The sequence below is a fragment of the Nocardiopsis sp. NPDC006198 genome (assembly GCF_040613895.1).
GTDB lineage: Bacteria > Actinomycetota > Actinomycetes > Streptosporangiales > Streptosporangiaceae > Nocardiopsis > Nocardiopsis tropica.
This window is the reverse complement of record NZ_JBEXSY010000001.1, coordinates 90,392-111,699: the sequence shown is the minus strand read 5'-3', so window position 1 is coordinate 111,699 and position 21,308 is coordinate 90,392. Positions and strand designations below refer to the sequence as shown.

General features: G+C 74.0%; 20 protein-coding genes and 1 pseudogene. 12 read left to right on the top strand and 9 right to left on the bottom strand.

The window, feature by feature from the left end; genetic code table 11:
- Positions 1 to 4 precede the first annotated feature (4 nt).
- Positions 5 to 1,093 (top strand): epoxide hydrolase family protein, encoded by a 1,089-nt coding sequence (locus ABZ234_RS00550; RefSeq protein ID WP_355010375.1) that lies wholly within the window; start codon positions 5 to 7, stop codon positions 1,091 to 1,093.
- 102 nt (positions 1,094 to 1,195) lie between these two features.
- Here the strand turns inward: ABZ234_RS00550 and ABZ234_RS00545 are convergent, their stop codons facing one another.
- Positions 1,196 to 2,110 (bottom strand): LysR family transcriptional regulator, encoded by a 915-nt coding sequence (locus ABZ234_RS00545; protein WP_355010374.1) that lies wholly within the window; start codon positions 2,108 to 2,110, stop codon positions 1,196 to 1,198.
- A gap of 504 nt (positions 2,111 to 2,614) precedes the next feature.
- Between ABZ234_RS00545 and ABZ234_RS00540 the strand changes: the two genes are divergently transcribed.
- Complete coding sequence (locus ABZ234_RS00540; protein WP_355010373.1) at positions 2,615 to 4,273, top strand: family 43 glycosylhydrolase; 1,659 nt, start codon at positions 2,615 to 2,617, stop codon at positions 4,271 to 4,273.
- A gap of 45 nt (positions 4,274 to 4,318) precedes the next feature.
- Here the strand turns inward: ABZ234_RS00540 and ABZ234_RS00535 are convergent, their stop codons facing one another.
- Complete coding sequence (locus ABZ234_RS00535; RefSeq protein ID WP_344180957.1) at positions 4,319 to 4,882, bottom strand: TetR family transcriptional regulator; 564 nt, start codon at positions 4,880 to 4,882, stop codon at positions 4,319 to 4,321.
- On the opposite strand from ABZ234_RS00535, the gene ABZ234_RS00530 reads away from it, so the two are divergent.
- The 3 genes from ABZ234_RS00530 to ABZ234_RS00520 all read left to right on the top strand — a co-directional run bounded on the left by ABZ234_RS00530 (position 4,833) and on the right by ABZ234_RS00520 (position 8,247).
- Positions 4,833 to 6,245, top strand: coding sequence for an MFS transporter (locus tag ABZ234_RS00530; RefSeq protein WP_355010372.1), 1,413 nt, complete (start codon positions 4,833 to 4,835; stop codon positions 6,243 to 6,245). The two genes, ABZ234_RS00535 and ABZ234_RS00530, sit on opposite strands and share 50 nt — an antisense overlap.
- A 124-nt stretch (positions 6,246 to 6,369) precedes the next feature.
- Positions 6,370 to 7,533, top strand: coding sequence for an alcohol dehydrogenase catalytic domain-containing protein (locus ABZ234_RS00525; protein ID WP_355010371.1), 1,164 nt, complete (start codon positions 6,370 to 6,372; stop codon positions 7,531 to 7,533).
- A 93-nt stretch (positions 7,534 to 7,626) separates the two neighbouring features.
- A complete protein-coding gene (locus ABZ234_RS00520) occupies positions 7,627 to 8,247 on the top strand; it encodes a TetR/AcrR family transcriptional regulator (RefSeq protein ID WP_344180963.1) in 621 nt (206 codons plus the stop codon).
- 90 nt (positions 8,248 to 8,337) lie between these two features.
- On the opposite strand, the gene ABZ234_RS00515 is transcribed toward ABZ234_RS00520, so the two are convergent.
- Positions 8,338 to 9,138 (bottom strand): IclR family transcriptional regulator, encoded by an 801-nt coding sequence (locus ABZ234_RS00515; protein ID WP_355010606.1) that lies wholly within the window; start codon positions 9,136 to 9,138, stop codon positions 8,338 to 8,340.
- Positions 9,139 to 9,249: 111 nt separating this feature from the next.
- Entirely contained in the window at positions 9,250 to 10,860 is a 1,611-nt protein-coding gene (locus tag ABZ234_RS00510) for an AMP-binding protein (RefSeq protein ID WP_355010370.1), read from the bottom strand.
- Positions 10,861 to 11,087: 227 nt separating this feature from the next.
- Here ABZ234_RS00510 and ABZ234_RS00505 point away from each other — a divergent pair, with 227 nt between their 5' ends.
- From ABZ234_RS00505 to ABZ234_RS00490, 4 genes are all read left to right on the top strand, one after another.
- Positions 11,088 to 11,960: an isocitrate lyase/PEP mutase family protein gene (locus ABZ234_RS00505; protein ID WP_355010369.1), complete on the top strand. Its 873-nt coding sequence runs from the start codon at positions 11,088 to 11,090 to the stop codon at positions 11,958 to 11,960.
- 2 nt (positions 11,961 to 11,962) lie between these two features.
- Entirely contained in the window at positions 11,963 to 13,231 is a 1,269-nt protein-coding gene (locus ABZ234_RS00500) for an aconitase family protein (protein WP_355010368.1), read from the top strand.
- Entirely contained in the window at positions 13,228 to 13,761 is a 534-nt protein-coding gene (locus ABZ234_RS00495; protein WP_355010367.1) for a 3-isopropylmalate dehydratase, read from the top strand. Before ABZ234_RS00500 ends, ABZ234_RS00495 begins: the two co-directional genes overlap by 4 nt.
- Before the next feature lie 138 nt (positions 13,762 to 13,899).
- Complete coding sequence (locus ABZ234_RS00490; protein WP_355010366.1) at positions 13,900 to 15,234, top strand: MFS transporter; 1,335 nt, start codon at positions 13,900 to 13,902, stop codon at positions 15,232 to 15,234.
- Positions 15,235 to 15,351: 117 nt separating this feature from the next.
- On the opposite strand, the gene ABZ234_RS00485 is transcribed toward ABZ234_RS00490, so the two are convergent.
- The 3 genes from ABZ234_RS00485 to ABZ234_RS00475 form a co-directional block, all read right to left on the bottom strand.
- Positions 15,352 to 16,791, bottom strand: coding sequence for a hypothetical protein (locus ABZ234_RS00485; RefSeq protein WP_355010365.1), 1,440 nt, complete (start codon positions 16,789 to 16,791; stop codon positions 15,352 to 15,354).
- A 213-nt stretch (positions 16,792 to 17,004) separates the two neighbouring features.
- Entirely contained in the window at positions 17,005 to 17,514 is a 510-nt protein-coding gene (locus ABZ234_RS00480; RefSeq protein WP_355010364.1) for a hypothetical protein, read from the bottom strand.
- Between the two features lie 204 nt (positions 17,515 to 17,718).
- The gene (locus ABZ234_RS00475) at positions 17,719 to 18,162 is read right to left on the bottom strand and encodes a helix-turn-helix domain-containing protein (protein ID WP_355010363.1); all 444 of its coding nucleotides are present in this window, start codon (positions 18,160 to 18,162) and stop codon (positions 17,719 to 17,721) included.
- 85 nt (positions 18,163 to 18,247) lie between these two features.
- On the opposite strand from ABZ234_RS00475, the gene ABZ234_RS00470 reads away from it, so the two are divergent.
- Positions 18,248 to 19,447, top strand: coding sequence for an MFS transporter (locus ABZ234_RS00470; protein ID WP_355010362.1), 1,200 nt, complete (start codon positions 18,248 to 18,250; stop codon positions 19,445 to 19,447).
- A gap of 60 nt (positions 19,448 to 19,507) precedes the next feature.
- Here the strand turns inward: ABZ234_RS00470 and ABZ234_RS00465 are convergent, their stop codons facing one another.
- The gene (locus ABZ234_RS00465) at positions 19,508 to 20,149 is read right to left on the bottom strand and encodes a TetR/AcrR family transcriptional regulator (protein ID WP_355010361.1); all 642 of its coding nucleotides are present in this window, start codon (positions 20,147 to 20,149) and stop codon (positions 19,508 to 19,510) included.
- A 104-nt stretch (positions 20,150 to 20,253) separates the two neighbouring features.
- Between ABZ234_RS00465 and ABZ234_RS00460 the strand changes: the two are divergent.
- Positions 20,254 to 20,532, top strand: a pseudogene (locus tag ABZ234_RS00460) (alcohol dehydrogenase catalytic domain-containing protein); the annotation flags it as partial.
- Here the strand turns inward: ABZ234_RS00460 and ABZ234_RS00455 are convergent.
- Positions 20,469 to 20,684 (bottom strand): hypothetical protein, encoded by a 216-nt coding sequence (locus tag ABZ234_RS00455; RefSeq protein ID WP_355010605.1) that lies wholly within the window; start codon positions 20,682 to 20,684, stop codon positions 20,469 to 20,471. The pseudogene ABZ234_RS00460 and the gene ABZ234_RS00455 sit on opposite strands and share 64 nt — an antisense overlap.
- Between ABZ234_RS00455 and ABZ234_RS00450 the strand changes: the two genes are divergently transcribed.
- Positions 20,671 to 21,303 carry a zinc-binding dehydrogenase gene (locus ABZ234_RS00450; protein WP_355010604.1) on the top strand — a complete coding sequence of 211 codons (633 nt, stop codon included), beginning with the start codon at positions 20,671 to 20,673 and terminating at the stop codon, positions 21,301 to 21,303. The two genes, ABZ234_RS00455 and ABZ234_RS00450, sit on opposite strands and share 14 nt — an antisense overlap.
- Positions 21,304 to 21,308: the final 5 nt, after the last annotated feature.

The window sequence follows — 21,308 nt, the reverse complement described above, 5'->3', positions numbered from 1 at the left end:
GACCATGATCAAGCCGTTCCGCATCGACATCCCCCAGGCCGACCTCGACGACCTGGCCGACCGGCTCTCCCGCACCCGCTGGCCCGACGAGGTCGCCGACGCCGGGTGGGACTACGGCTTCCCGCTGGCACGGCTCCGGGAACTGGCCGAGTACTGGCGCACCGGCTACGACTGGCGCGAGCACGAGGCCGGGCTCAACGAGCTCCCGCACTTCACCACCGAGATCGAGGACCAGACCGTCCACTTCGTCCACGTCCGTTCCCCGAGACCGGACGCGCTCGCGCTGGTCCTCACCCACGGCTGGCCCGGCTCGTTCCTGGAGTTCCTCGACGTCGTCGAACCGCTCTCACGCGACTTCCACCTGGTGATCCCCTCCATCCCGGGGTACGGCTTCTCCGGGCCGACCCGCGAGCGCGGCTGGGACACGGTCCGGATCGCGCGGGCCTGGGCCGAGCTGATGCGCCGCCTGGGGTACGAGCGCTACGGGGCGCAGGGCGGCGACTTCGGGTCGGGCATCTCCACCGCGCTCGGCGCGGTGGCGCCCGAACAGGTCGTCGGGGTGCACGTCAACTACCTGCCGACCAGGCCGGACCCGGACGCCGGCATCGAGCTGTCCGAGGAGGACGAGGCCCGGCTGGACAAGGTCAGGCACCTGATGGCGAACCGCCCGCCGTACCAGGCCCTGCAGGCCGCGACCCCGCAGACCATCGGCTACGCGCTGACCGACTCGCCGGTCGGCCAGCTGGCCTGGATCGCCGAGCGCTTCGCCCAGTGGACCGACCCCCGCTCGCCCGTCGACGACGAGCGGATGCTCACCGGCGTCTCGCTGTACTGGCTGACTGCCACCGCGGCCTCCTCGGCGCGGCTGCACCGCGACGCCCGGCGGCGGACCGAGCCGTGCCCGGTACCGGTCGGCGTGGCGGTCTTCGCCCACGACATCACACAGTCGGTGCGACCGCTGGCCGAGCGGCTGTACGACATCAGGCACTGGTCGGAGTTCGAGCGCGGCGGCCACTTCGCCGCGATGGAGGTGCCGGACCTGCTCGCCCGGGACGTCCGGGAGTTCTTCCTGGCCCTCCCCGGGAAGGACTGACACCGGCCGCCGCGCCGGGCCCGCGCGCCCTCCGGGGGCGCCTGTGCGTTTCGCTGTGCCGCGTCCTCCTCCCGCCGCCGCGCCCCGACAGCGGCGCGGGCCCTAACCCTCCTCGTCCATGGCCGGACCGTGCTCCAGGAGGTGGTGGACGAACGCCGCCGTGCCCTCGGTGAGGGTGGAGAAGTCCGCCGCGACGAGGACGGCGTGCCGCGGCGCCCACGGTTCGTCCAACTCGTACAGGGACGCGGGAGAGACACCGTGGCGCCGGGCCGCCCCCCGCGGCACCACGGCGTACCCCACACCGGTGCAGGCCACGGCGCAGACGGCCCCGAGCGAGGGCAGTCGGACCCGGTAGGCGGGCTCCGTCCCCACCGCGTGCGCCTGCCGGTCGACGAGGTCCTGCAGAGGACTCCCCCGCAGGAGGCCGACCACGGGTTCGCGGAGCAGGTCCGCCAGACGGAGCGGCCTCCGGGGCGGGGAGGAGGCCGGGCCGACGGCGACGAGGTCGTCGTCCCACAGCCGGCGGGTCTGGCAGGCCGCGCCCGCGGGCACCGAGGAGACGACCGCGATGTCGGAGAGCCCGTCGAGGACGTGGGCGACGGCCGCCTCGCTGCTCAGCTCGACCAGGGTGACCGCGGTGTTGGGCAGGCGGTTGAGCGTGGCGGCGAGGAACTCGGTGAGGGCGTCGGCGGCGGAGCTGTTGGTCGCCAGCCTGACGCTGTTCTCCAGCCCCCGGGCGCGGGCGGCCATGCCCGCCTCCAGGTCCCGGGCGCCGTCGAGCAGGACCAGGCCCCTCGCTGCCAGGACCTCGCCGGCCGGGGTCGGCGTCACCCCCCGGTGGCGGCGGTCGAGCAGCCGCAGCCCGTAGTGCCGTTCGAGCGCGGTGATGCGGACGCTGGCGGCCGACAGCGATATCCCGCACCGCTGGGCCCCGTCCGTGATGGAGCCCGCCTCGATCACCTCCACGAGCAGCGCGAGGTCGCTCAGGTCGGCCACCCCCATCGGTCCTGCCTTCATCTTCTGGGCACCCCTCTTCGTCCGGCCTCAACGCAAGCTCCGGGCCCGTGGGCGAGAATCCCCGGGAGCCGCTGCCCCGGGCGGCTCCGGGCGAGCACGGAGGGAGAGGTCCATGGTGGTCACACGGGACGGCCGGTGGCGGTGGCCGCGGTCAGCGGCGCGCCGTCCGGGCGGGCTACGGGCCATGCTAGAGGCGTGGCGGCGGCCGTCGGCCGGGTCCGCGGAAACCGCCTACCGGGAGCAGCTCCACGTGATCGTGTGGCTGTTGGAGGACGGTCGGCCCGAGGAGGCGTCGAGGGTGGCGTGCGAGGGGCCCTGGGCGCCCGGCGGAGGGCGGGGCCGCCCCCGCCGCTGAGGGGGCCGGGGCGCGCACGGCCGCCGGCCCCGGCTGTCGCCCTCCGCTCCGCGCGGGCCTAGGATCGGCCGACCGGGCGCCTCCCGCGCCCCGGTCGCGGGAGGCGCGCCGAGCGCCCCGCCGAACCAGTGGTGCGGAAAGGACCCCCCATGCCGTCCGAACCGGTGACCGTGCTCAACCCGGTCCTTCCGGGGTCGCACCCGGACCCCTGCGTCCTGCGGGTCGGCGGGGACTTCTACCTCGCCACCTCCACCTTCGAGTGGTACCCGGGCGTGCGCCTGCACCACTCCACCGACCTCGCGCGGTGGCGCCCCCTGGGCGGGGCCCTGCCCGGCCCGCCGTGGCTCGACCTGGCGGGCCGCCCGGACTCGGGGGGCGTGTGGGCCCCCGACCTCAGCCACGCCGACGGGTTGTTCCACCTCGTCTACAGCAACGTCACGTCCTACGCCGGCGGCTTCACCGACAGCCCCAACCTCCTCGTGACCGCGCCGACGATCCACGGGCCCTGGTCGGACCCGGTCCCCCTGCACGCACGCGGGTTCGACGCGGCCCTCCTGCACGACGGCGACGAGAGCTGGCTGGTGAGCCTGGCGCACGACTGGCGCCCCGGCCACGGGGGCTCCTCGGGGCTGGAGGCCGTCCGCTACGACCGCCGCGCACGGACGCTGGCGGGGCCGCCGGTCCGGATCGCGCTCCCGGAGGGGGAGCACTGGGTCGAGGGCCCCCGGATCCGCCGCATCGGCTCCTGGTACTACCTGCTCACCGCGGACGGGGGCACCGGTTACGGGCACCGCGTCACCGCCGCCCGCTCCAGGAACCTGGCCGGGCCGTACGAACGCGATCCCGAGGGCCCGCTGATCACCGCCCACGACCGGCCCGACCTGCCCCTGCAGAAGGCCGGGCACGGCTGCCTGGTGGACACCCCCGCCGGGGAGACCTACCTCGCCTACCTCGTCGCCCGCCCCCTGGGGCGGCGCGGCCCGTGCGTCCTGGGCCGCGAGACCGCGCTGGCGCCCGTCACCTGGACCGCTCAGGGCTGGCCCCGGGTACCCGGCGGGCGGCCGGAAACGCGGATCCCCGCGCCCGCCGTCCCCCGGGCCGCCGGAGAGGCAGGCGGCGGCGACCCGGTCCCGGACGTCCACGGGGAGGGCACCGACCACTTCGACGGCACCGTGCTCGGGCCGCACTGGTCCACGCTGCGCCGCCCCGCGACCCGGGACTGGGTCACCACGGCCGCGCGGCGCTCGCACCTGCGGGTGCGGGGCGGGCGCTCACCGCAGAGCCTCGTCGGCACGAGCCTGGTCGCCCGGCGGATGAGCTCCCCGCACTGCTCGTTCGAGACCACCATGGAGTACCGGCCGGCGGACACCCGCCACCTGGCCGGGCTCACCGCCTACTACAACACCCGGAACTGGTTCTTCGCGTACCGAAGCGCCGACGACGCGGGACGGCAGGTGCTGGGGGTGGCGGCCTGCGACCGGGGGCGGGTGACCCTGGAGGGGACCGAGGTCCTCGCCCCCGGAACGGGCGGGCGGACGCGGCTGGGCGTGGACGTGGACGGTCCCCGCCTGCGCTTCCGCCGCGACATCGGCGGGGGGTGGAACCCCCTGGGACCGTGGCTGGACGCCACCGTGCTCTCGGACGAGCACGCCCAGGAGATCGAGGACGGAGGGCTCCGGACCATGGGGTTCACGGGCGCCTTCGTCGGCCTGTGGGTCTGGGACCTGGGCGGGCAGGGCCTGCACGCCGACTTCGACGAGGCGACCTACCGGCTGCGGCCCCCGGCGCGACCGGACGGGGGGCGCTGACGCCTCCTCGCGGCGTCGGCGCTCCCGCGGAGGACGCGGCGCGGGTCAGCCGAGCCGCTCGGCGACGGCGGTCACCGTCGCCGAGACCAGGGCGCGGTCCGGGCCCCCGCCGTCCCGCTCGAAGTGCCGGTGCAGGGACCACCCCTCGACCAGGGCGTCCAGCGCCCGGCAGGCCTCCGGGGAGAAGTGCGCGGACAGGAAGCCGCGGCTGACGCCCATCCACGCGCGCGCGGCCTCCCGGACCGCGTCGTTGTGGTTGGCGTAGGAGTACATCTCGAAGAGCAGCACGAACTGCCCGGGGGTGGCGTACCCGGGGCCGCAGATGAGGTCGACCACGGCCTCGCACGCCTCGGCCCGGCTGTTCGCCGCGGCCATCCTGTCGCCGTAGTAGCGCGCCATGGTCCGGGCCAGGTGCGCGAAGGCCTGCTCCAGGATCTCCGTCAGGCCGTCGAAGTGGTAGGTGAGCGACCCCAGGGGTACCGAGGCCCGCTGGGCGATCGCGCGGTGGGTGGTCCTGTGCACGCCGCGTTCGGCGATCACCTCCAGGGCCGCCGCGAGGATGCGCTCCTTGCGCTGCGGGTCGTTGCCCACCCGCCGTGATCCGCCCATGCCTCCCCCTTCCCGCCACCATTGTGGCGGGCCCGCACCCCTGTCCGGGCCCCGTGGTGACCCTCGGATAAAGTGTGTACTTTTGTACACTCTTCTGCCCGGCCCACCGCTAGGAACCCCCTTCGTGGACACCGCCATGAGACGCCGGCGCTTCGCGCTGTGCACACTCTTCCTCCTCCCCGGCCTGGGGATCTCGTCCTGGGTCACCCGAACCCCCGCCATCCGCGACGCGCTGGGGGCCTCCACCGCCGAGATGGGGCTGGTCCTGTTCGGCCTCTCGGCCGGATCGATGCTCGGCATCCTCGCCACGGGGCCGCTCGTCGCCCGCCTGGGCGCCCGGCCGATCATCGTCTTCGGCACCGCCGCCCTGGTCCTGAGCATGCCCGTCATCGGAGCGGGCGCGGCCCTGTCGGCCCCGGTGCTGGTCGCGCTCGGCCTGTTCCTCTTCGGCCTGGGCATGGGCGGCGGGGAGATCGCCCTGAACGTCGAGGGCGCCGAGGTGGAGAAGGCCCTGTCCGAGCCCCTGCTGCCGCGCCTGCACGGCTTCTTCAGTCTCGGCACCGTGGTGGGCGCGGTCGCCGGCATCGCGTTCACCGCGACCGGTTTCCCCGTCGCGTGGCACCTGGGGATCGTCGGCCTCCTGGCCCTGGCCGCCTCGGCCGCGGTCCTCGGCTCCGTCCCCGCCGGCACCGGCAGGGCGCACCCTCGCGCCGACGACCGCGGCACCGGCCCGGGACGCGCCCTGTGGAAGGACACGGGCCTGGTCCTGATCGGCGTCATCGTGCTCGCGATGGCCCTGGCAGAGGGCACCGCCAACGACTGGCTGCCCCTGATCATGGTCGACGGCCACGGCTTCGACCCGGCGGCGGGGTCGATGGTCTATGCCGTGTTCGCCGCCTCGATGACGGTCGGACGCTTCGCCGGCGGGTACTTCCTGGCGCGTTTCGGCCGGGCCGCGGTGCTCGCCGCCAGCGCTGTGGCCGGGGTCGTGGGGATGGGGCTGGTGGCCGGCGCGGACAGCCAGGTCCTGGCCGCGGCGGCCGTGGTCCTGTGGGGGCTGGGGGCGTCGCTGGGCTTCCCCGTGGCCCTGTCCGCGGCCGGCGACTCCGGGCCCGACTCCGCGGCCCGGGTCGCGCTGGTGGCGACCCTCGGCTACGTGGCGTTCCTGGTGGGCCCGCCCGTGCTCGGATTCCTGGGCGAGGCGTACGGCCTGCGCGGGGCCCTGATCGTGCCCCTGGTCTTCGTCGCCGTCGCCGGCCTCCTCTCCTCGGCCGCCCGGCCCCGCGAGGCGGCGGGCGCCGACGCACAACGGGACGGGGCCGGTACGGGGGCCGGGGAGCACCGGGACGACCTCCCGCGCTGAGGCGCTCCGCCCGTGCCGCCGGGCGTGTTCCCCGGGGCTCGGGCCCTCCGTGTCGGGGGCCGCCGCCCACTGTTATAACGTTCGTTATAAGCCCAGGCTCTCCCCTGCCGCCCCGGAGGCGTCCATGCACCACAGCCCTGCCCGCGAGACCACCGTGCGGGAGCTGCTCTTCCGCCGTTCAGGGGTGCTTGAGTGGGGCGAGCGCCCGGCCCCGGCACTGAGCGGGGGGACCGACGCGATCGTGCGGCCCTTCCTGGCCGGCCGCTGCGACGGCGACACCCTGCCCGTCCACCGGCCCGTCTCCCGCGCCATGCAGGCCGGGATGGCCCTGGGCGCCGTCGACCCCGTGGTGGGGAGCATCTGCGGGCGGGTCCCCTTCCAGGGGCCCTTCGGGATCGGCCACGAATGCGTCGCCGAGGTCCTGGAAACGGGCCCGGACGTGCGGGCCGTGCGTCCGGGCGACCGGGTCGTCGTGCCCTGGTCGGTCTCCTGCGGCACCTGCGAGCGGTGCCGCCGCGGGCTGACCTCCAAATGCGCCACCACCGCCCGCTCCACCCTCGCCGCCTACGGGTTCGGCCCCGCCAGCGGGGAGTGGGGCGGCATGGTCGCCGACGCCTTCCGGGTCCCCTTCGCCGACCACATGCTGGTCCCCGTCCCGGACGGCGTGCCCTCCGCGCGCGTGGCCGCGGCGAGCGACAACCTCGCCGACGCCTGGCGCACGGTCGCCGGTCCCCTGGCGGCGCGCCCCGGCGGGACGGTGCTGGTCCTGGGCGGGGGCGCCAGGAGCATCGGCCTGTACGCGGCCGGGCTCGCCGTGGCCCTGGGCGCCGGTGAGGTCGACTACTTCGACGACTCCCCCGGCCGACGCGCCATCGCCGAGTCCTTCGGCGCCCGGACCCGACCACTGAACGATCCCGGAACCCGGCCCCGCTGCGGCGGCTACGACGTCACGGTGGAGGCCACCTCGAACTCGCGCGGCCTGCAGCGGGCCGTGCGCGCCCTGGCCCCGGGCGGGGTGTGCACGGCCGTGGGCTACTACGTCGCCCCGGCCACCCGGGTGCCGCTCATGCAGATGTACGCCAACGACTCCACCCTGCGCCTGGGGGTCTCCCACCCCCGCGCGGTGCTGCGGGAACTGCTGGACTTCGTCGAGCGCACCGGTTTCGAGGCCGAACGGGTCACCACGCTCACCGCCGACTGGGAGCAGGCCCCGCAGGCCTACGCGCGGCGCACCACCAAGCTCGTGCTGCGCCGCGACCCGCTCCTGGCCTCCGAACCCGCACCGTAGGAGGTCCCGGGGCGCTCCGGCGGAGCGGAGCGCCCCGCGAGGGAGGCGGAGTAGGCTGTGACGGCTGCCGTGACGAGCCGGGAGGTTTCCCACGTGAGCACGAACGATCTTTCCCCGAGGGAGCGGATCGTGGCCGGCGCCGCCGAGATGCTCGGCCGCCGCGGACTCAACGCCACGAGCATCCGGGAGACCGCCAAGCACGCCGGTGCGCCGCTGGGTTCGACCTACCACTACTTTCCCGGCGGCAAGGGCCAGCTGGCGGCCGAGGCCGTGCGCCACGCCGGCGACACCGTCGCCGCGGGCCTGCGGCGCGCCCTGCGCCAGGGGCCCGTGGCCGGGCTGCGCTCCTACCTGGACCTGTGGCGCACACTCCTCCGCGACAGCGACCACCGGACGGGCTGCCCCGTCCTGGCCGTGTCCGTCGAGGAGCCGCCCGCCGGGGAGCGGCCCGCGGCCCTGGAGGCGGCGGCCGAGGCCTTCGACTCCTGGCAGAGCCTGCTGTCGGCCTCGCTCCGCGAGCACGGAGCACAGCCCGAGCAGGCCGAGCAACTGGCGGCGCTCACCGTCGCCGCGGCGGAGGGAGCCGTCGCGATGTGCCGGGCCCGGCGCACCACCGCCGCTCTGGACGCCGTCGAGGCACAGCTGGTCCCCCTCGTCCGGGCCGCGACCGGCCAGGGGGCCGGGGAGCGCCCCGGGGACCGGAGCTCCCGGTAGCGTCCCGCTCCCGGGAAGGCCGGCTCCGGCTGCGGGGGCGCCCCGCTGTACGGCGTCCCGCGCCCGGGAGCCGGAGCCGCCCCGGGACCCTCAGCCCTCGGCGGGGACCCGCCCCTGGGCCCCCAGCTGGTGCGACAGCTCGGCCGCCGCCTCGCGGACGGCCGCGATGACGCCGACCAGGCCCGTGCCCCGGAAGTGCGTGGCCGGGCCGCCCAGGCTCACCGTGGCCGCCAGGTCCCCGGAGGAGTCGAACACGGGGGCGGCCACGGCGCCCACGTCCTGGAGGAAGTCCTCGTCGCTGACGGTGTAGCCCTCGGACGCGATCTTCTTCAGCTCACCCCGCAGGACCTCCGCGTCGGTCAGGGTGTGCGGGGTGTACCTGCGCAGCGGCCGGGACAGCCACCGCTCCCGCAGCGCGGAGGAGTGGGCCAGCATCGTCATCGGCCCCGCCGCCGTGTGGAAGGGCAGCACACTGCCGACGGTGATCTGCTTGACGGTCAGCGGCCCGGCGCCCTCGACGAGGTCGATGCAGACCGCCCCGTCCTCGGAGGGCACCATCAGGTAGGCGGTGTGGCCGAAGCGCGCGGACAGGTCCCGCAGCAGCGGTGCGGCCTCGTCGCGCAGATTGAGCTCGGCCAGCGCCACGGACCCCACCGCGAACAGCCTCATATTGACCTTGTAGGCGCCGTCCGCGCGCTGGCTGACCCAGCCGGCCTGCACCAGCGTGGCCAGGAGGCGGTGCGTGGTGGCCTTGTTCAGGCCGGTCCGCTCCGCCAGCTCACCGAGCGTGAGCGCGGGCCGTTCGTGGGTGAAGCACTCCAGGAGCCGGCAGGCACGGAGCACCGCGTTGACCGTGCCCTTGGAATCAGCGGCCGATTCACCGTCGATCATCGCCACTGAGGAGACCTCCTAGCACGCTCGGTCGTCGATGACAGGGTAACGGCCGGTTCGCGGCACTCCCGCCACCGTGTGCGGGCCCCGGGGGCGGGGCCTCCCGCCGGTTCAGCGCCCATGGCCGTACTCCGCGCGCATCCGCTTCTTGTCGAACTTGCCCACGCCGGTCTTGGGCACCTCGTCCACCACCACGAACCGGTCGGGCAGCTGCCAGCGCGGGACCTGCGCCCCGAGGAAGCTCCGCAGCTCGTCGGGGTCGATCGGTTCACCGTCCGTGCTCGAGAGGACGGCGACGGGCCGCTCTCCCCAGACCTCGTCGGGGACCGCGATGACGGCGGTCTCGTTCACCCGCGGGTGGGCGGCCAGCCTGTTCTCCAGGTCGACCGAGGAGATCCACTCCCCTCCGGACTTGACCATGTCCTTGGCGCGGTCCACCAGGGTCACGTATCCCCGGGCGTCGACCGTGACCATGTCCCCCGTGCGCAGCCAGCGGCGCCCGTCGGGGGAAGCGGCGAAGGACGCGCTGTCGTCCTTCTCCGGGGCGTGGTAGTGGTCGACGACGAAGGGGCCGCTGATCTCCAGCTCCCCCACCGCGGCGCCGTCGCGGGCGGCCTCGCGCCCCTCCGCCGACGAGCGCACGGCCAGGCCCGGCAGGGGTCGGCCCTGCGTGCGCCGGGCGGCCGAACGCACCGCCCCGTCGGGGGTGCACGGCTCCGACGCGACCAATCCGACCGGCGAGCACTCGGTCATGCCCCAGGCGTGGACGGGCCGGATCCCGAGACCGGTGAGCGCGTCGAGCAGGCTCTCCGGGGCGGAGGAGCCGCCGATGACGATCCGGTCCATGGTCGCCAGCGCGTCTCCTGGCGCCCGCCCCTCCTGGAGCGCCCTGACCACGGCGGCCCACACGGTGGGGACGCCGGCGGCGAACGTCGCCCGGGAGTCCCGGATGAACCCGGTGAGGCCGAGCGGGTCCAGGTGGCGTCCGGGGAACGCCAGCCCGGCCCCCGCCACCAGGCCGGCGTAGGGCAGGTTCCACGCGTTCGCGTGGAACATCGGCACGACCGGCAGCACCACGTCGTGGTGGCCGATGGCGAACGCGTCGGTCCCGCACAGCGTGAGCGCGTGCAGGTAGACCGACCGGTGGCTGTAGACGACCGCCTTGGGTCGGCCGGTGGTGCCGGACGTGTAGCAGATGCCCACGGCCTCGTTCTCGTCGCGCGGGCGCCACCAGCCCCGCCGCTCGGGGACCGGCCGGGTCTCCAGCCGGTGCACGGCCGCGCCGCCCTGGACGGCGGGGAGTTCGGGGGCCTCCCCCATGACGAGCACGTGCTCGACCGTGTCGGGGAGGTCGACGGCGGACCAGGCCTCCCACAGGGAGCCGTCCACGAGCACCGCGCGGTCTCCGGCGTGCGCGAGCGTGTAGGCGACCTCGTCGGCGCCGAGGCGGATGTTCACCGTGTGCATGACCATGCCCGCCCCGGGGATCGCGATGTAGGCGCGCATGTGGTCCAGCGTGTTCCAGGCGTAGGTGGCGACCCGGTCGCCGGGTCGGAGTCCGAGCCCCTCCAGGTCCTCGGCGAGCCCGCGGGCCCCGGCGAAGAGCTCGGCGTAGTCCAGTCCGCGGACTCCTCCGGGTTCCCGACCGGTGACCTCGCGGTCGGCGAAGACCGCCTCGGCCCGCTCGAAGACGTGGTGCAACCCCAGGGGTTCGGTCTGCATCGCGGAGATCATGGAGGCTTCCCCTCTTCGTGGTGGACCGGAATGCGTTCCATTTTTTGCTGATCCAGTCGGCGTCGTGATCGGAGCAGATCGCCGACACAGACCGTTTCAGCACGTAGATCACTTCCGTGTCTGCTGGGTTACAGACCATAGTGACTCTTGACACAAGATCCTAGCGCTCCCTAGTGTCCTTTTGAAACGCGTTCCGCAATACGAAAGGGGTTGGGATGAGTTCCCGACGACTGCGCGAGCTGATGGGCGAGGGGGTCGTCCACGCGCCCGGCGTGTGGGACGGGCTCACCGCCCGCCTCGCCGAGCAGGCCGGCTTCTCCGCACTGTGCGCCTCGGGCTTCGCGGTCTCCGCGTCCCTCGGCTATCCCGACGCCGAGCTCTACACCATGACGGAGAACCTGGAGGCCACCCGCCGCATCCGCGAGTCCAGCGGCCTCCCGCTGATCGCCGACATCGACACCGGGTACGGCAACGCCGTCAACGCCGTCCGGACGGCCCGGCGCTTCCGCGACGCGGGGGTCGCCGCGGTCTTCATGGAGGACCAGGAGTCGCCCAAGCGCTGCCCCCTCTGCGTCGGAGACCCCGTGCCGCTGGTCCCGCCGGAGGAGGCGGCCATGAAGGTGCGCGCCGTCAAGGACGCCGTCGGCGACGACGTCCTCGTCATCGCGCGCACCGACGCCCGGGGCGAGGAGGCGCTGCACCGGGCGAAGTCCTACGCCGGGGCCGGGGCCGACATGGTCATGCCGGTCACCAGGACCTTCTCCACCGTCGACGAATGGGCCCGGTGCAGGGAGGCCGCCGGCGTCCCCCTCGTGGCCACGCTCACCGCGTCCGCCTGGACCGAGCGCGAGTTCACCCCCCGGGTCCTGGAGGAGGTCGGGGTCGCGATCGCGCTCCTGCCCACCCAGGTCCTGATGGCGGCCACCGGGGCCATGCGACAGGCCCTGGGCCGGCTCGCGGCGGGCGAGCCCCCCGCGGACGTGAGCGCCGACGCCCTGCCGCACCACGAGTTCGTCGACCTGATCGGGTTCGCCGAGGTGGAGGCCGCACAGAAGGCCTACCTGCCCGCGGCCCGGGGAGGAGCCTGACCATGGGCCGCACCATCACCGAGAAGATCCTCGGCCGGACGGCCGAGGGCCCACCGGTCCGCGCCCGCGACAACCGCGCCTTCCGCCCCGACCACATGATCGCCTACGACTTCCCCGGGTACACCGACGTGATGTTCCGCCAGATGCACGACGACTTCGGCATCACGGAGCTGGACGACCCAGAGCGCTACCTGGTCTTCATCGACCACATGCTCACCCGGGGCGACGCCAAGGAGGAGGCGGTCCACCAGGTCACCCGGGACTGGTGCGACTTCTACGGGATCACCCTGCACGAGGCCGAGGGGATCGGCCACCAGGTCGCCGCCGAGCTCGGGTACGCGCTCCCCGGCAGGTTCCTCATCCACTTCGACGGCCACATCAGCGGGCTGGGAGCCTTCGGGGCCCTCGGCTGGGGGGTGCGGCGCGACCTCCTGGAGGCGTGGGTCACCGGACGGATCCACCTGGACGTGCCGGAGTCGGTGCGGTTCGAGCTCACCGGCAGCTTCCCCGAGGGGGTGGACAACCGCGACCTGATCCACACCATCATCGCCCGGCTCGGCGCCGACGGCTGCGCCCACCAGGTCATGGAGTTCACCGGGCCCGGCGCGCGCTCCATGAGCATCGACCGCAGGCAGGGCCTGTGCGGCATGGCGATGTTCACCGGCGCGGTGTCGGCGATCTTCAACCCGGACGAGCTCTCCCTGGACTACGCCCGCCAGGTGTCCGGCACTGTCCCCGAACCGCTCTACAGCGATCCCGACGCGGTCTACGCCGGCGTGCACGAGATCGACCTCTCGGAGCTGGAACCGCAGGTCGTGCTCCCCGGCTCCGCGCGGGGCGCGAACACGAGGGGGGTCTCGGCCCTGAAGGGCACCCCCGTCACCAAGGCGTTCATCGGCTCCTGCGCCAGCGGGAGGCTGGAGGACATCCGCGCCGCAGCGCAGGTGCTGCGGGGCCGCAGGGTCGCCGACGGCGTGCAGCTCAACGTCGTCCCCACCTCGGCCGCGATCCACCGGCGGGCGGAGGAGGAGGGGCTGCTCGACGTCCTGCGCGACGCGGGGGCGGCCGTGGCCACGTCCAGCTGCGACTTCTGCTTCGGCTACCAGAAACCGCTGAAGGCCGGGGAGAACTGCGTGTCCACGGGCGTGCTCAACATCTCCGGGCGCATGGGCGACACGGGCGCCCACATCTACATGGGGTCCGCCTACACCGTCGCCGCCAGCGCCGTGACCGGGGAGATCTCCGACGTACGGGAGGTGACGGGCCCGTGAGTGCGCTGCCCCCGCCCGACACCATCGAGGGCCGTGTCGCCTGGATCTTCGGGGACGACTTCGACATCGACCTCGTCATCGGCGTGGAGAACATCAAGCACTACGACCCCGACGTGCTCCGCAGCGTGTGCATGCGGCACTACGACCCGGCGTTCGCCGACGAGGTGCGCCCCGGCGACGTCGTCGTCGGGGGCCGCAACTTCGGCTACGGGCACCCGCACTACCCGCCGATGGTCGCGCTGCGCAACCTGGGGATCGCGGCCGTCGTCGCCGAGTCCTTCTCCCCCGGCTTCTGGCGCGGGGAGACCTACAACGGCATGCCGCTGCTGACCGTCCCGGGCATCACCCGCGCCGTCCGCCGGTGGGACCGCGTCTCCATCGACTGGCGGCGCCCCGCCGTCCGCCTCGCCCGCCAGGACGCCGAGCTGACCGGGGAACCGCTCAGCGAGCGCGTGGTCAAGGTCATCGAGGCCGGCGGGAGCCTGAACCTGCTCCTCGCCGAGCACCGACGGGCACGCGCCGCCGGCTGACCGGCACTCCCGGTCCGCCTCACCGACGGGCGCGAACACCACGCCGGCGCCCTGCCGCCCCGCACACACGGGGAGGCACCATCCCCCCGAGAGCCCGTGACGGGCGCTCGAGCTCCATCCCCACCAGGAGGTATCGCCTTGTCCTCTTCAGAGAGCGCCGGGAGCCCCCCGGCCGTCGCCGCACCCGGCGCACCCGTGCGCGACCGGCGCACCGCGCTGCGGGCCGCGGTCGCCGGCGGGGTGGGAACCCTGATCGAGTACTACGCGTTCAGCGTCTACGGGTTCCTGGCCGTCGTCATCGCCCCGCTGTTCTTCCCCAGCTCCAACCCCGCCACGTCGATCCTGGCCACCCTGGCCGTGTTCGGGTCCGGCTACCTGATGCGTCCGCTCGGCGGGATCTTCTTCGGCCGCCTCGGCGACCGCAGCGGGCGCAAGGTCGCCCTGGTGTCCACCGTCGTCAGCATGGGCCTGTGCTGTGCCCTGATGGGCGTGCTGCCCACCTACCCGCAGGTCGGCATCACCGCTCCGATCCTGCTGGTGATCGTCCGCATGGCGGAGGGGTTCTCGGCCGGGGGCGAGATCGGCGGATCGGCCACCTACATCGCGGAGTCCTCGCCGTCCGGGCTGCGCGGCTTCTTCGGGGCCTTCACCCCGACCGGGTCCACCCTGGGCTTCGCGGTCGCCGCCGCCGTGGCCGGGATCGTCGTCGGGCTCCTCTCCCCCGACCAGATGTCGGCCTGGGGATGGCGCGTCCCGTTCCTGCTGTGTATCCCGCTGACCCTCCTGTGCCTGTGGGCGCGGCTCAAGCTGGAGGACACCCCCGACTTCAGGGAGATGGAGGCCCGGTCGGAGGTGACCCGCAGCCCCTTCGTCGACGTGCTGCGGAGCAACTCGGGCTCGGTCCTCAAGGTCATCGGCCTGGCCGTCGCCACCAACGGCACGGGGTACGTCGGGCTGACCTACATGAACGTCTACCTGATCAACGACCTGGGCCACGACTCCCAGCACGTGTACTGGCTCTCGGCGGCGGTCATCGGCCTGGCCTGCCTGTCCATGCCGTTCATGGGCATGCTCACCGACCGCTTCGGGCGCCTGACCGTGCTCACCACGGGGTGCGTCGGGTACGTCCTGCTGGCCTACCCCATCCTGCTGGCCATGTCCGAGGCCTCGGGGCTCCTGGTCGTGGGGCTGGTGTACCTGGTGTTCATGATCCTCAACGCGGCACTGCAGGTTCCCGCGTTCCCGCTGTTCACCGAGCTCTTCCCGCGGGCGGTCCGCTACACCGGCGTCTCCCTCGGCTTCAACATCGGGACCATCGTCGCCGGCGGGACGGCCCCCTACATCGCGGCCCAGCTGGTCGCGTCCACGGGCAACCCGGTCTCCCCGGCGTACTGGGTGATGGGGGTGGCGGTGGTGGGCCTGCTCACCGCGCTGACCCTGCGCTCCACCCGCTCGGGCGAGCTCCCCGGCTGAGTCCGCCTCCGGCCCGGCCGGACGCGCGGTGGCGGAGCCCCCGCACGACGAGGCGTCGCGCGGGGGCTCCGTTCTCTCCCGGGCCGGGCGTGAACGGGGCTCGGGCCGGGGCGGCGTTCATGCGCCGGCCGGGTCCTCCGGCGCCGTCACGGCCCCTTCTGTCCCGGAGACCAGCTCCTCCCAGAGCCGCCGCCACGGTTCGACGGGGAAGTGGGAGTCCATCCTCGCCCGGTTGCGCCGCATGGCCTCGGCGAACCAGGGCTCGCCGCCCACCCTGGCGCGCATGAGCCCGAGCATCTCCTCGGCGGTCCTCCGCAGGTCGCCGTCCCGGTGCAGGCGGGCGCACAGGAACGCGTCGCCGTAGATGTCGGAGAAGGCGTGGAAGTCCCCGACCGCGCTGGGCAGGCCTGCGACGGTGGCGAGCGCGGGCCCCAGTCCCACGCTCTCCACGTCCGGGCGGTTGGGCGTGAACAGCACCCCGCCGCCCGTGGCGGCGCCCACCCGCAGGAGGTCGACCTCGTCGAGGCGCCAGCGCAGGTCCGTCCCCCGGTGGCTCTGCAGCGGCACCCCGTCCAGGAACCTCACGTGGTCCAGCACCCCCTCCTGCGAGGCCTCGTCGAGCACCTCCTTGGTGTAGTCCGGATCCTCGCCGAGGTCCCCGAAGACCAGGAGGAGGGGTTCGGGCCGCCCCTGTTCCCGGCTCACCTGCCGCATGCGGGAGAAGAGCCGGACCGAGATCTCCACGCCCTTGACCCTGAAGACGCGGACGGGGACCAGCAGCAGGGGCTGGTCGGGCGCGGCCCCGATCTGCTCCAGGAACTCCGTGTGCCGGTCCTCCAGCCCCTCGGGAGGAGCTTCGGGGAGCACGTTGGGGACCGTGACCGGTTCCAGCGGGGTGGGGTATCCGCGGGCCTCGGCACGCAGTGCCTCCGAGACCACCGCCCAGCGGTGCGCGGGGTGCCCGCCCGGCAGCGGGGTGAACTCGTTGGGGGCCGGGGGGTAGACCCGTTCGTCGCCCTCGTGCACGGCGTAGCTGCCGAACAGGTCGTGGTCCCAGAAGAGGACTCCGCCGGGGCGTCCGCCGCCCCAGCGCTCCTCCGCGGCTCGGTGGAGGGCCAGGGTCACCGGGACCGCGTCGGAGAGGGTCATGTTGACCGCCACCACCCAGTCCACGTCGTGCTCGTGGAGCCACTCCGAGAAGTAGGACCGGTAGGGGCCGGCCAGGGCCTCGACGCGCCGGTGCAGGCGTGCCCTCTCCCCGGGGCCGAGGGCGTCCGCCCGGGCTACCTGCCGCCGCACGTCGAGGAGTTCCCCCGCCAGGTCCGGTCCCGCGCAGGGCCGGGCCCGGCTCACCCGGAGCCAGGGCGGATAGCAGTCCGCTCCGGCGCCGTCGGGGAAGAAGGCCGGCTTGTCGGGGCGCCACGAGTAGCCGAGGTCGGCCGGGACGGGCTCGTGCGGGTCCGGTCGCCCGTGGAAGCGGGTCACGACGTTGCGGAAGACGGTGAGCAGGCCGCTGACGGGGAGCCCGTCTCCGCAGACCAGTGCGATCTTGACCAACGTCCCGCCTTTCCCAGGGTGTCCCCCGAGACCTACCACACCGCATGGCCGCCGCGTGGCCGAAACGGTCCGATCGCCGCCGGGGCGGTGTCCGGTACCGGCGGTGGTGTCGGTTTTTCCGGGCGCCCGGTCGACCGGGGACGGTACCGCACCGGCGGCCGGGCCCGCCCGGGGAGCCCCCGGACGGGCCCGGTGGCGCCGACGGGCTTGGGGTCAGCAGCGGTAGGTGGTGCCGTTGGCGGCCCTGCCCCAGTTGCAGGAGCTGATGGACCCGCTCGAGGAGTTGTTGTCCGCGCTTCCGGGCCTCTTCAGGCGCAGGTCGGGGCTGCGGCCGGTGGCGTCGTTGGGCAGCACGTGGCGGGCGTAGCCGCGGTAGACCTGGTGGTTGCCGCTCGCGTCGCGGCGGTTGGTGCCGCTGCCGGTGCGCACGTAGGCCACCGCTCCCGCGGGCAGGTTGTAGGAGGGCAGGACCCGGCCGTAGGTGTTGCTGGTGATGTCGGGGACGTACCCCCTCAGGTTCACCGTCCTGGTGCTGGTGTTCTTGATGACGAAGTACTCGCCGTTGAGGTTGCTCTTGGTGTCCGTGCCCGCCGCGTTGGCGCGCACGTGGGTCACCGTCAGCGCCCCGGTCGAGGAGGCGGCCTGCGCGGGGGCCGACAGCAGGGACAGGGCGGTGACGGCTGCCGCGGCGATGGCGGTGACGCGCGAGGCGGGTCGTGGCATGGGCGCTCCAGGGGTGAGTGCTTGTCGGAAGCGTCATCCTGGCAGGCCACAGGACCTGGATGAGATGTTTTCGCAGGCTATGGCCAGGTTTGGCCAGCATGTACACCTACCCGGCCGTACGGCGTCGCGGAGGGGCGTCGCTGCGCGGCGGGCCGTGCCGCCGGACCTGTCCGGCGGCGTCCGGGAGGAACCCCGCGATCCCCTTCAGCCCACCCTCTCCACCCGGGTCGCACCCGCGGTGAGAGGAGCGCCGTCCTGGCCCCGGGGGCGGAGCTCGGCGAGCGGACGCCCCTCGGCGTCGGTGAGGCGAGAACGGGGCTCGCCGTCGGCGAAGGCGTGGCGCTCCCCCCACTGCCTCAGCGCCACCACGACGGTGAACAGGTCCCTTCCGGCCCCGGTCAGCTCGTAGACGTGCCGTCCGCCGCTGGGACTGATGACCAGGACGCCGTGGTCGACGAGCTTGCGGAGCCGGTCGCTGAGGATGTTGCGGGCGATGCCCAGCCGCCGGCGGAACTCGGTGAAGGACGCCGGGCCCTCCATCGCGTCGCGGACGATGAGCAGGCTCCACCGGTCACCGACGAGGTCGACCGTTCGGGCGACCGGGCACGTGGGATCGGTCCAGCCACGACCGGTTTCCGCCTCCGCCATGGAAGCCCTCCTTCGCTGGTTGCACTTTGAAACCATTATGCCCTAGCCTCCAATGGTTGCACTTTGAAACCAAAGGAGTCGGGCGGTGACAGGGGTGACAAGCGCTCAGCGCATCGTCCTAGCGGTGGTGTGCGCCGTGGCGGTGTCCACCGTGTACGCGATCCAACCGGTCCTGGAAGCCGCGGGCGCCGACCTCGGGGTGGCGCCCGCGTCACTCGGGCAGCTGGCCGCCGCAGGCCAGCTCGGCTACTTCGCGGGCCTGATCCTGCTGGTCCCCCTCGGCGACGTGGTGGACCGGCGGCGGCTCCTCACCCTGCTCCTGGCGCTCGTCGCCGCGGGCGCCGGAACCACGGCCCTCGCCCCCAACGGCGCGGTGGCGACGGCGGGGCTGGCGACCGCCGGCTTCTTCGCGGTCGTGGTCCAGGTCGCCGTGGCCCATGTCGCCTCCGTCTCCGCGCCCGGCGAACGGGGACGCAACATCGGCGCGGTCACGTCGGGGGTGGTGGTCGGCATCCTCGGGGTCCGCGTCCTGGCGGGCGCACTGGGCGACACGGTGGGCTGGCGCGCCGTCTACCTCGTGCTCGCACTACTGTGCGCCGTGCTCGCCGCGGCCGTGCGCGCGGGCCTGCACCCGGACCCCCGCACCTCCCGCGAGCCGTACGCGCGTGCGGTCGGCGCGATGGCGCGGCTGGCCGTCACCGACCGCCTGCTCCTCGGCCGGGGCCTCATCGCCTTCTTCCTCTTCGCGTCCTTCGGCACCCTCTGGAGCGGGCTCGCCCTCCCGCTCGGCGCCGAACCGTGGTCGTTCGACACCGCGGCGATCGGTCTCTTCGGGCTGGCGGGCCTCGCCGGGGCCCTCGGGGCCTCCCGGGCGGGGAGGTGGGCCGACGGCGGCCGCGCCCAGCCGGTCAGCGGGTGGTCCCTCGTGCTGCTGGCCGCCTCCTGGGCCCTCATCGCCCGGACGGAGCCGACCCTGTGGCCCCTCGTCGCCGGGATCGTCCTGCTGGACTTCGCCGTCCAGGCCGTCCACGTCGGCAACCAGCACCTGCTGACCTCGGCGCACGCGGACCGCGCCAGTGGCGTCATCGGCGCCTACATGGCCTTCTACTCCCTGGGCTCCGCCCTGGGAGCCGTCACCTCCGCCTGGGCGTACACCACCTGGGGCTGGGGGGCCTCCTGCCTGTTCGGCGCCTCCTACGCCCTCGCCGGCCTCCTCGCCTGGGCACGCGCGCGGCCCGGCGCGACCGCCCGACCCGGCGGTGCGGCCCGCCGGGAACGGGGATGACGCCGCCGACCGTGCCCGGGCGCGTCCCCGTGAGCGACCGCCCGCGGCCCCGGTCCGGGCTCAGCCCTCACACAGGCGGGCCAGCGCGGGGATCATCCGCTCCCCGATGTCGTCGGGGCCGGGGAAAACGCGGGTGACGGACCGCTGGTGCGCGAGCCCGTGCAGGCCGAGCCACAGCGCGTAGGAGTCGGCGCCGGGATCAGTGCTCGTGGAGAGTCCGGCCTCGGCGCACGCGGCCAGGACCCCGGACAGGATCCGCAGGTTGGAGTCGCCGAGCGCCACGAGGTCCTCCTCGGTGACCGCGGTGTCGGCGAGCGTGGGCATCCACAGGCCGCCGAACATGGTGCGGTACCGCTCGGGGTGCACACGGGAGAAGTCCAGGTAGGCGTGGCACACGGCGTACAGGCGCGCCCGGGGGTCCTCCCCCGCCCCCTCCAGTGCCGTGCGCAGCGCCGCTTCGAGCTCGTCGAAGGCCCGCCGGACCACGGCCAGCATGATGGAGGGCTGGTCGGAGAAGTGCGGGTAGATGGAGGGCGCGGCGATGCCGACCCGGCGCGCGATGGAGCGCAGGGTGATGGTGCGCTCGTCGCCCGTCTCGTCCAGCAGGGCGACCGCCGCGTCGACGATGTCCTCGCGGAGGCGTCCGCCCTGGCCGCGGCGGTTGCGGGTGCGCGGAGCAGGTGTGTCCTTCGTGGCCTTCATGGTGTCACCTTACAGCTGTGAGTTTTTACGGTGGCCACCTTGCACCACCAGGGTTACATGCGTAAGGTTACAGCCGTTAGCCCAAATGTTCCGGAGGAGCCCGCATGAACCCCGCCAGCGACGCCACCGTCACCGCCACCCAGATCCTTCTGCCGGGCAAGGTGGAGCCCGCCGGCCTGCAGGTGCGCACGCAGCGGCTGGCCGCTCCGGGCCCCGGCCGGGTCGTGCTCCGCATGGAGGCGACCGGGGTGTCGTTCGCCGAGCAGCAGATGCGCCGGGGCAAGTACTTCGACCAGCCCCCGTTCCCGTTCGTGCCCGGCTACGACGTCGTCGGCACCGTCACCGACGTCGGGCCCGGCGTGGACCCCGCACTCCTCGGAGGCAGGTTCGCCGCCGTCACGAAGACCGGCGCCTGGACCAGCCACCTGCACCTCGACGCCCTCGATCTCGTCCCCGTGCCGGAGGACGCGGACCCCGCGGCCGTCGAGACACTGCTCGTCAACGGCATCACCGCGTGGCAGATGCTGCACCGCACGGCCGCAGTGCCGCGCGGCGGCACGGTCGTCGTCCTCGGTGCCAACAGCGGGGTCGGCACCACGCTGCTCCAGCTCGCCCGGCACTCCGGGATCACCGTGATCGGCACCGCCGCGCGGCGCCACCACGAGGCCGTGCGCGAGCTCGGCGCCACCCCCGTCGACTCCCGCGCCGAGGGGATGTACGACAAGATCCGTTCCCTGGCGCCCCACGGCGTGGACGCGGTGTTCGACCACGTCGGCGGCGAGGGCATCGTCCGGTCCTGGCGCCTGCTGCGGCGCGGCGGCACCCTCGTCTCCTACGGGACCGCCGCGACCAAGGACGTCGAGGGCGGCTCCCGGCTGCCCGTGCTCAAGCTCTTCGGCCGCCTCGGCGTGTGGAACGCGCTGCCCAACGGCCGCAGCGCCGGCTTCTACAACTTCTGGGCCGGGAGCCGCCGCGCCGACGCCTTCCGCGCCCGGCTGCGCGAGGACCTGACCCAGGTGCTCGGCCTGCTCACCGAAGGCGTCCTGACGCCGCAGGTCGGCGCCCGCATCCCCCTCTCGGACGCCGCGGCGGCGCTGGCCCTCGCCGAGTCCCGCACCGTCATCGGCAAGGTCGTGCTCGTCCCCGACGCGTAGGGGCC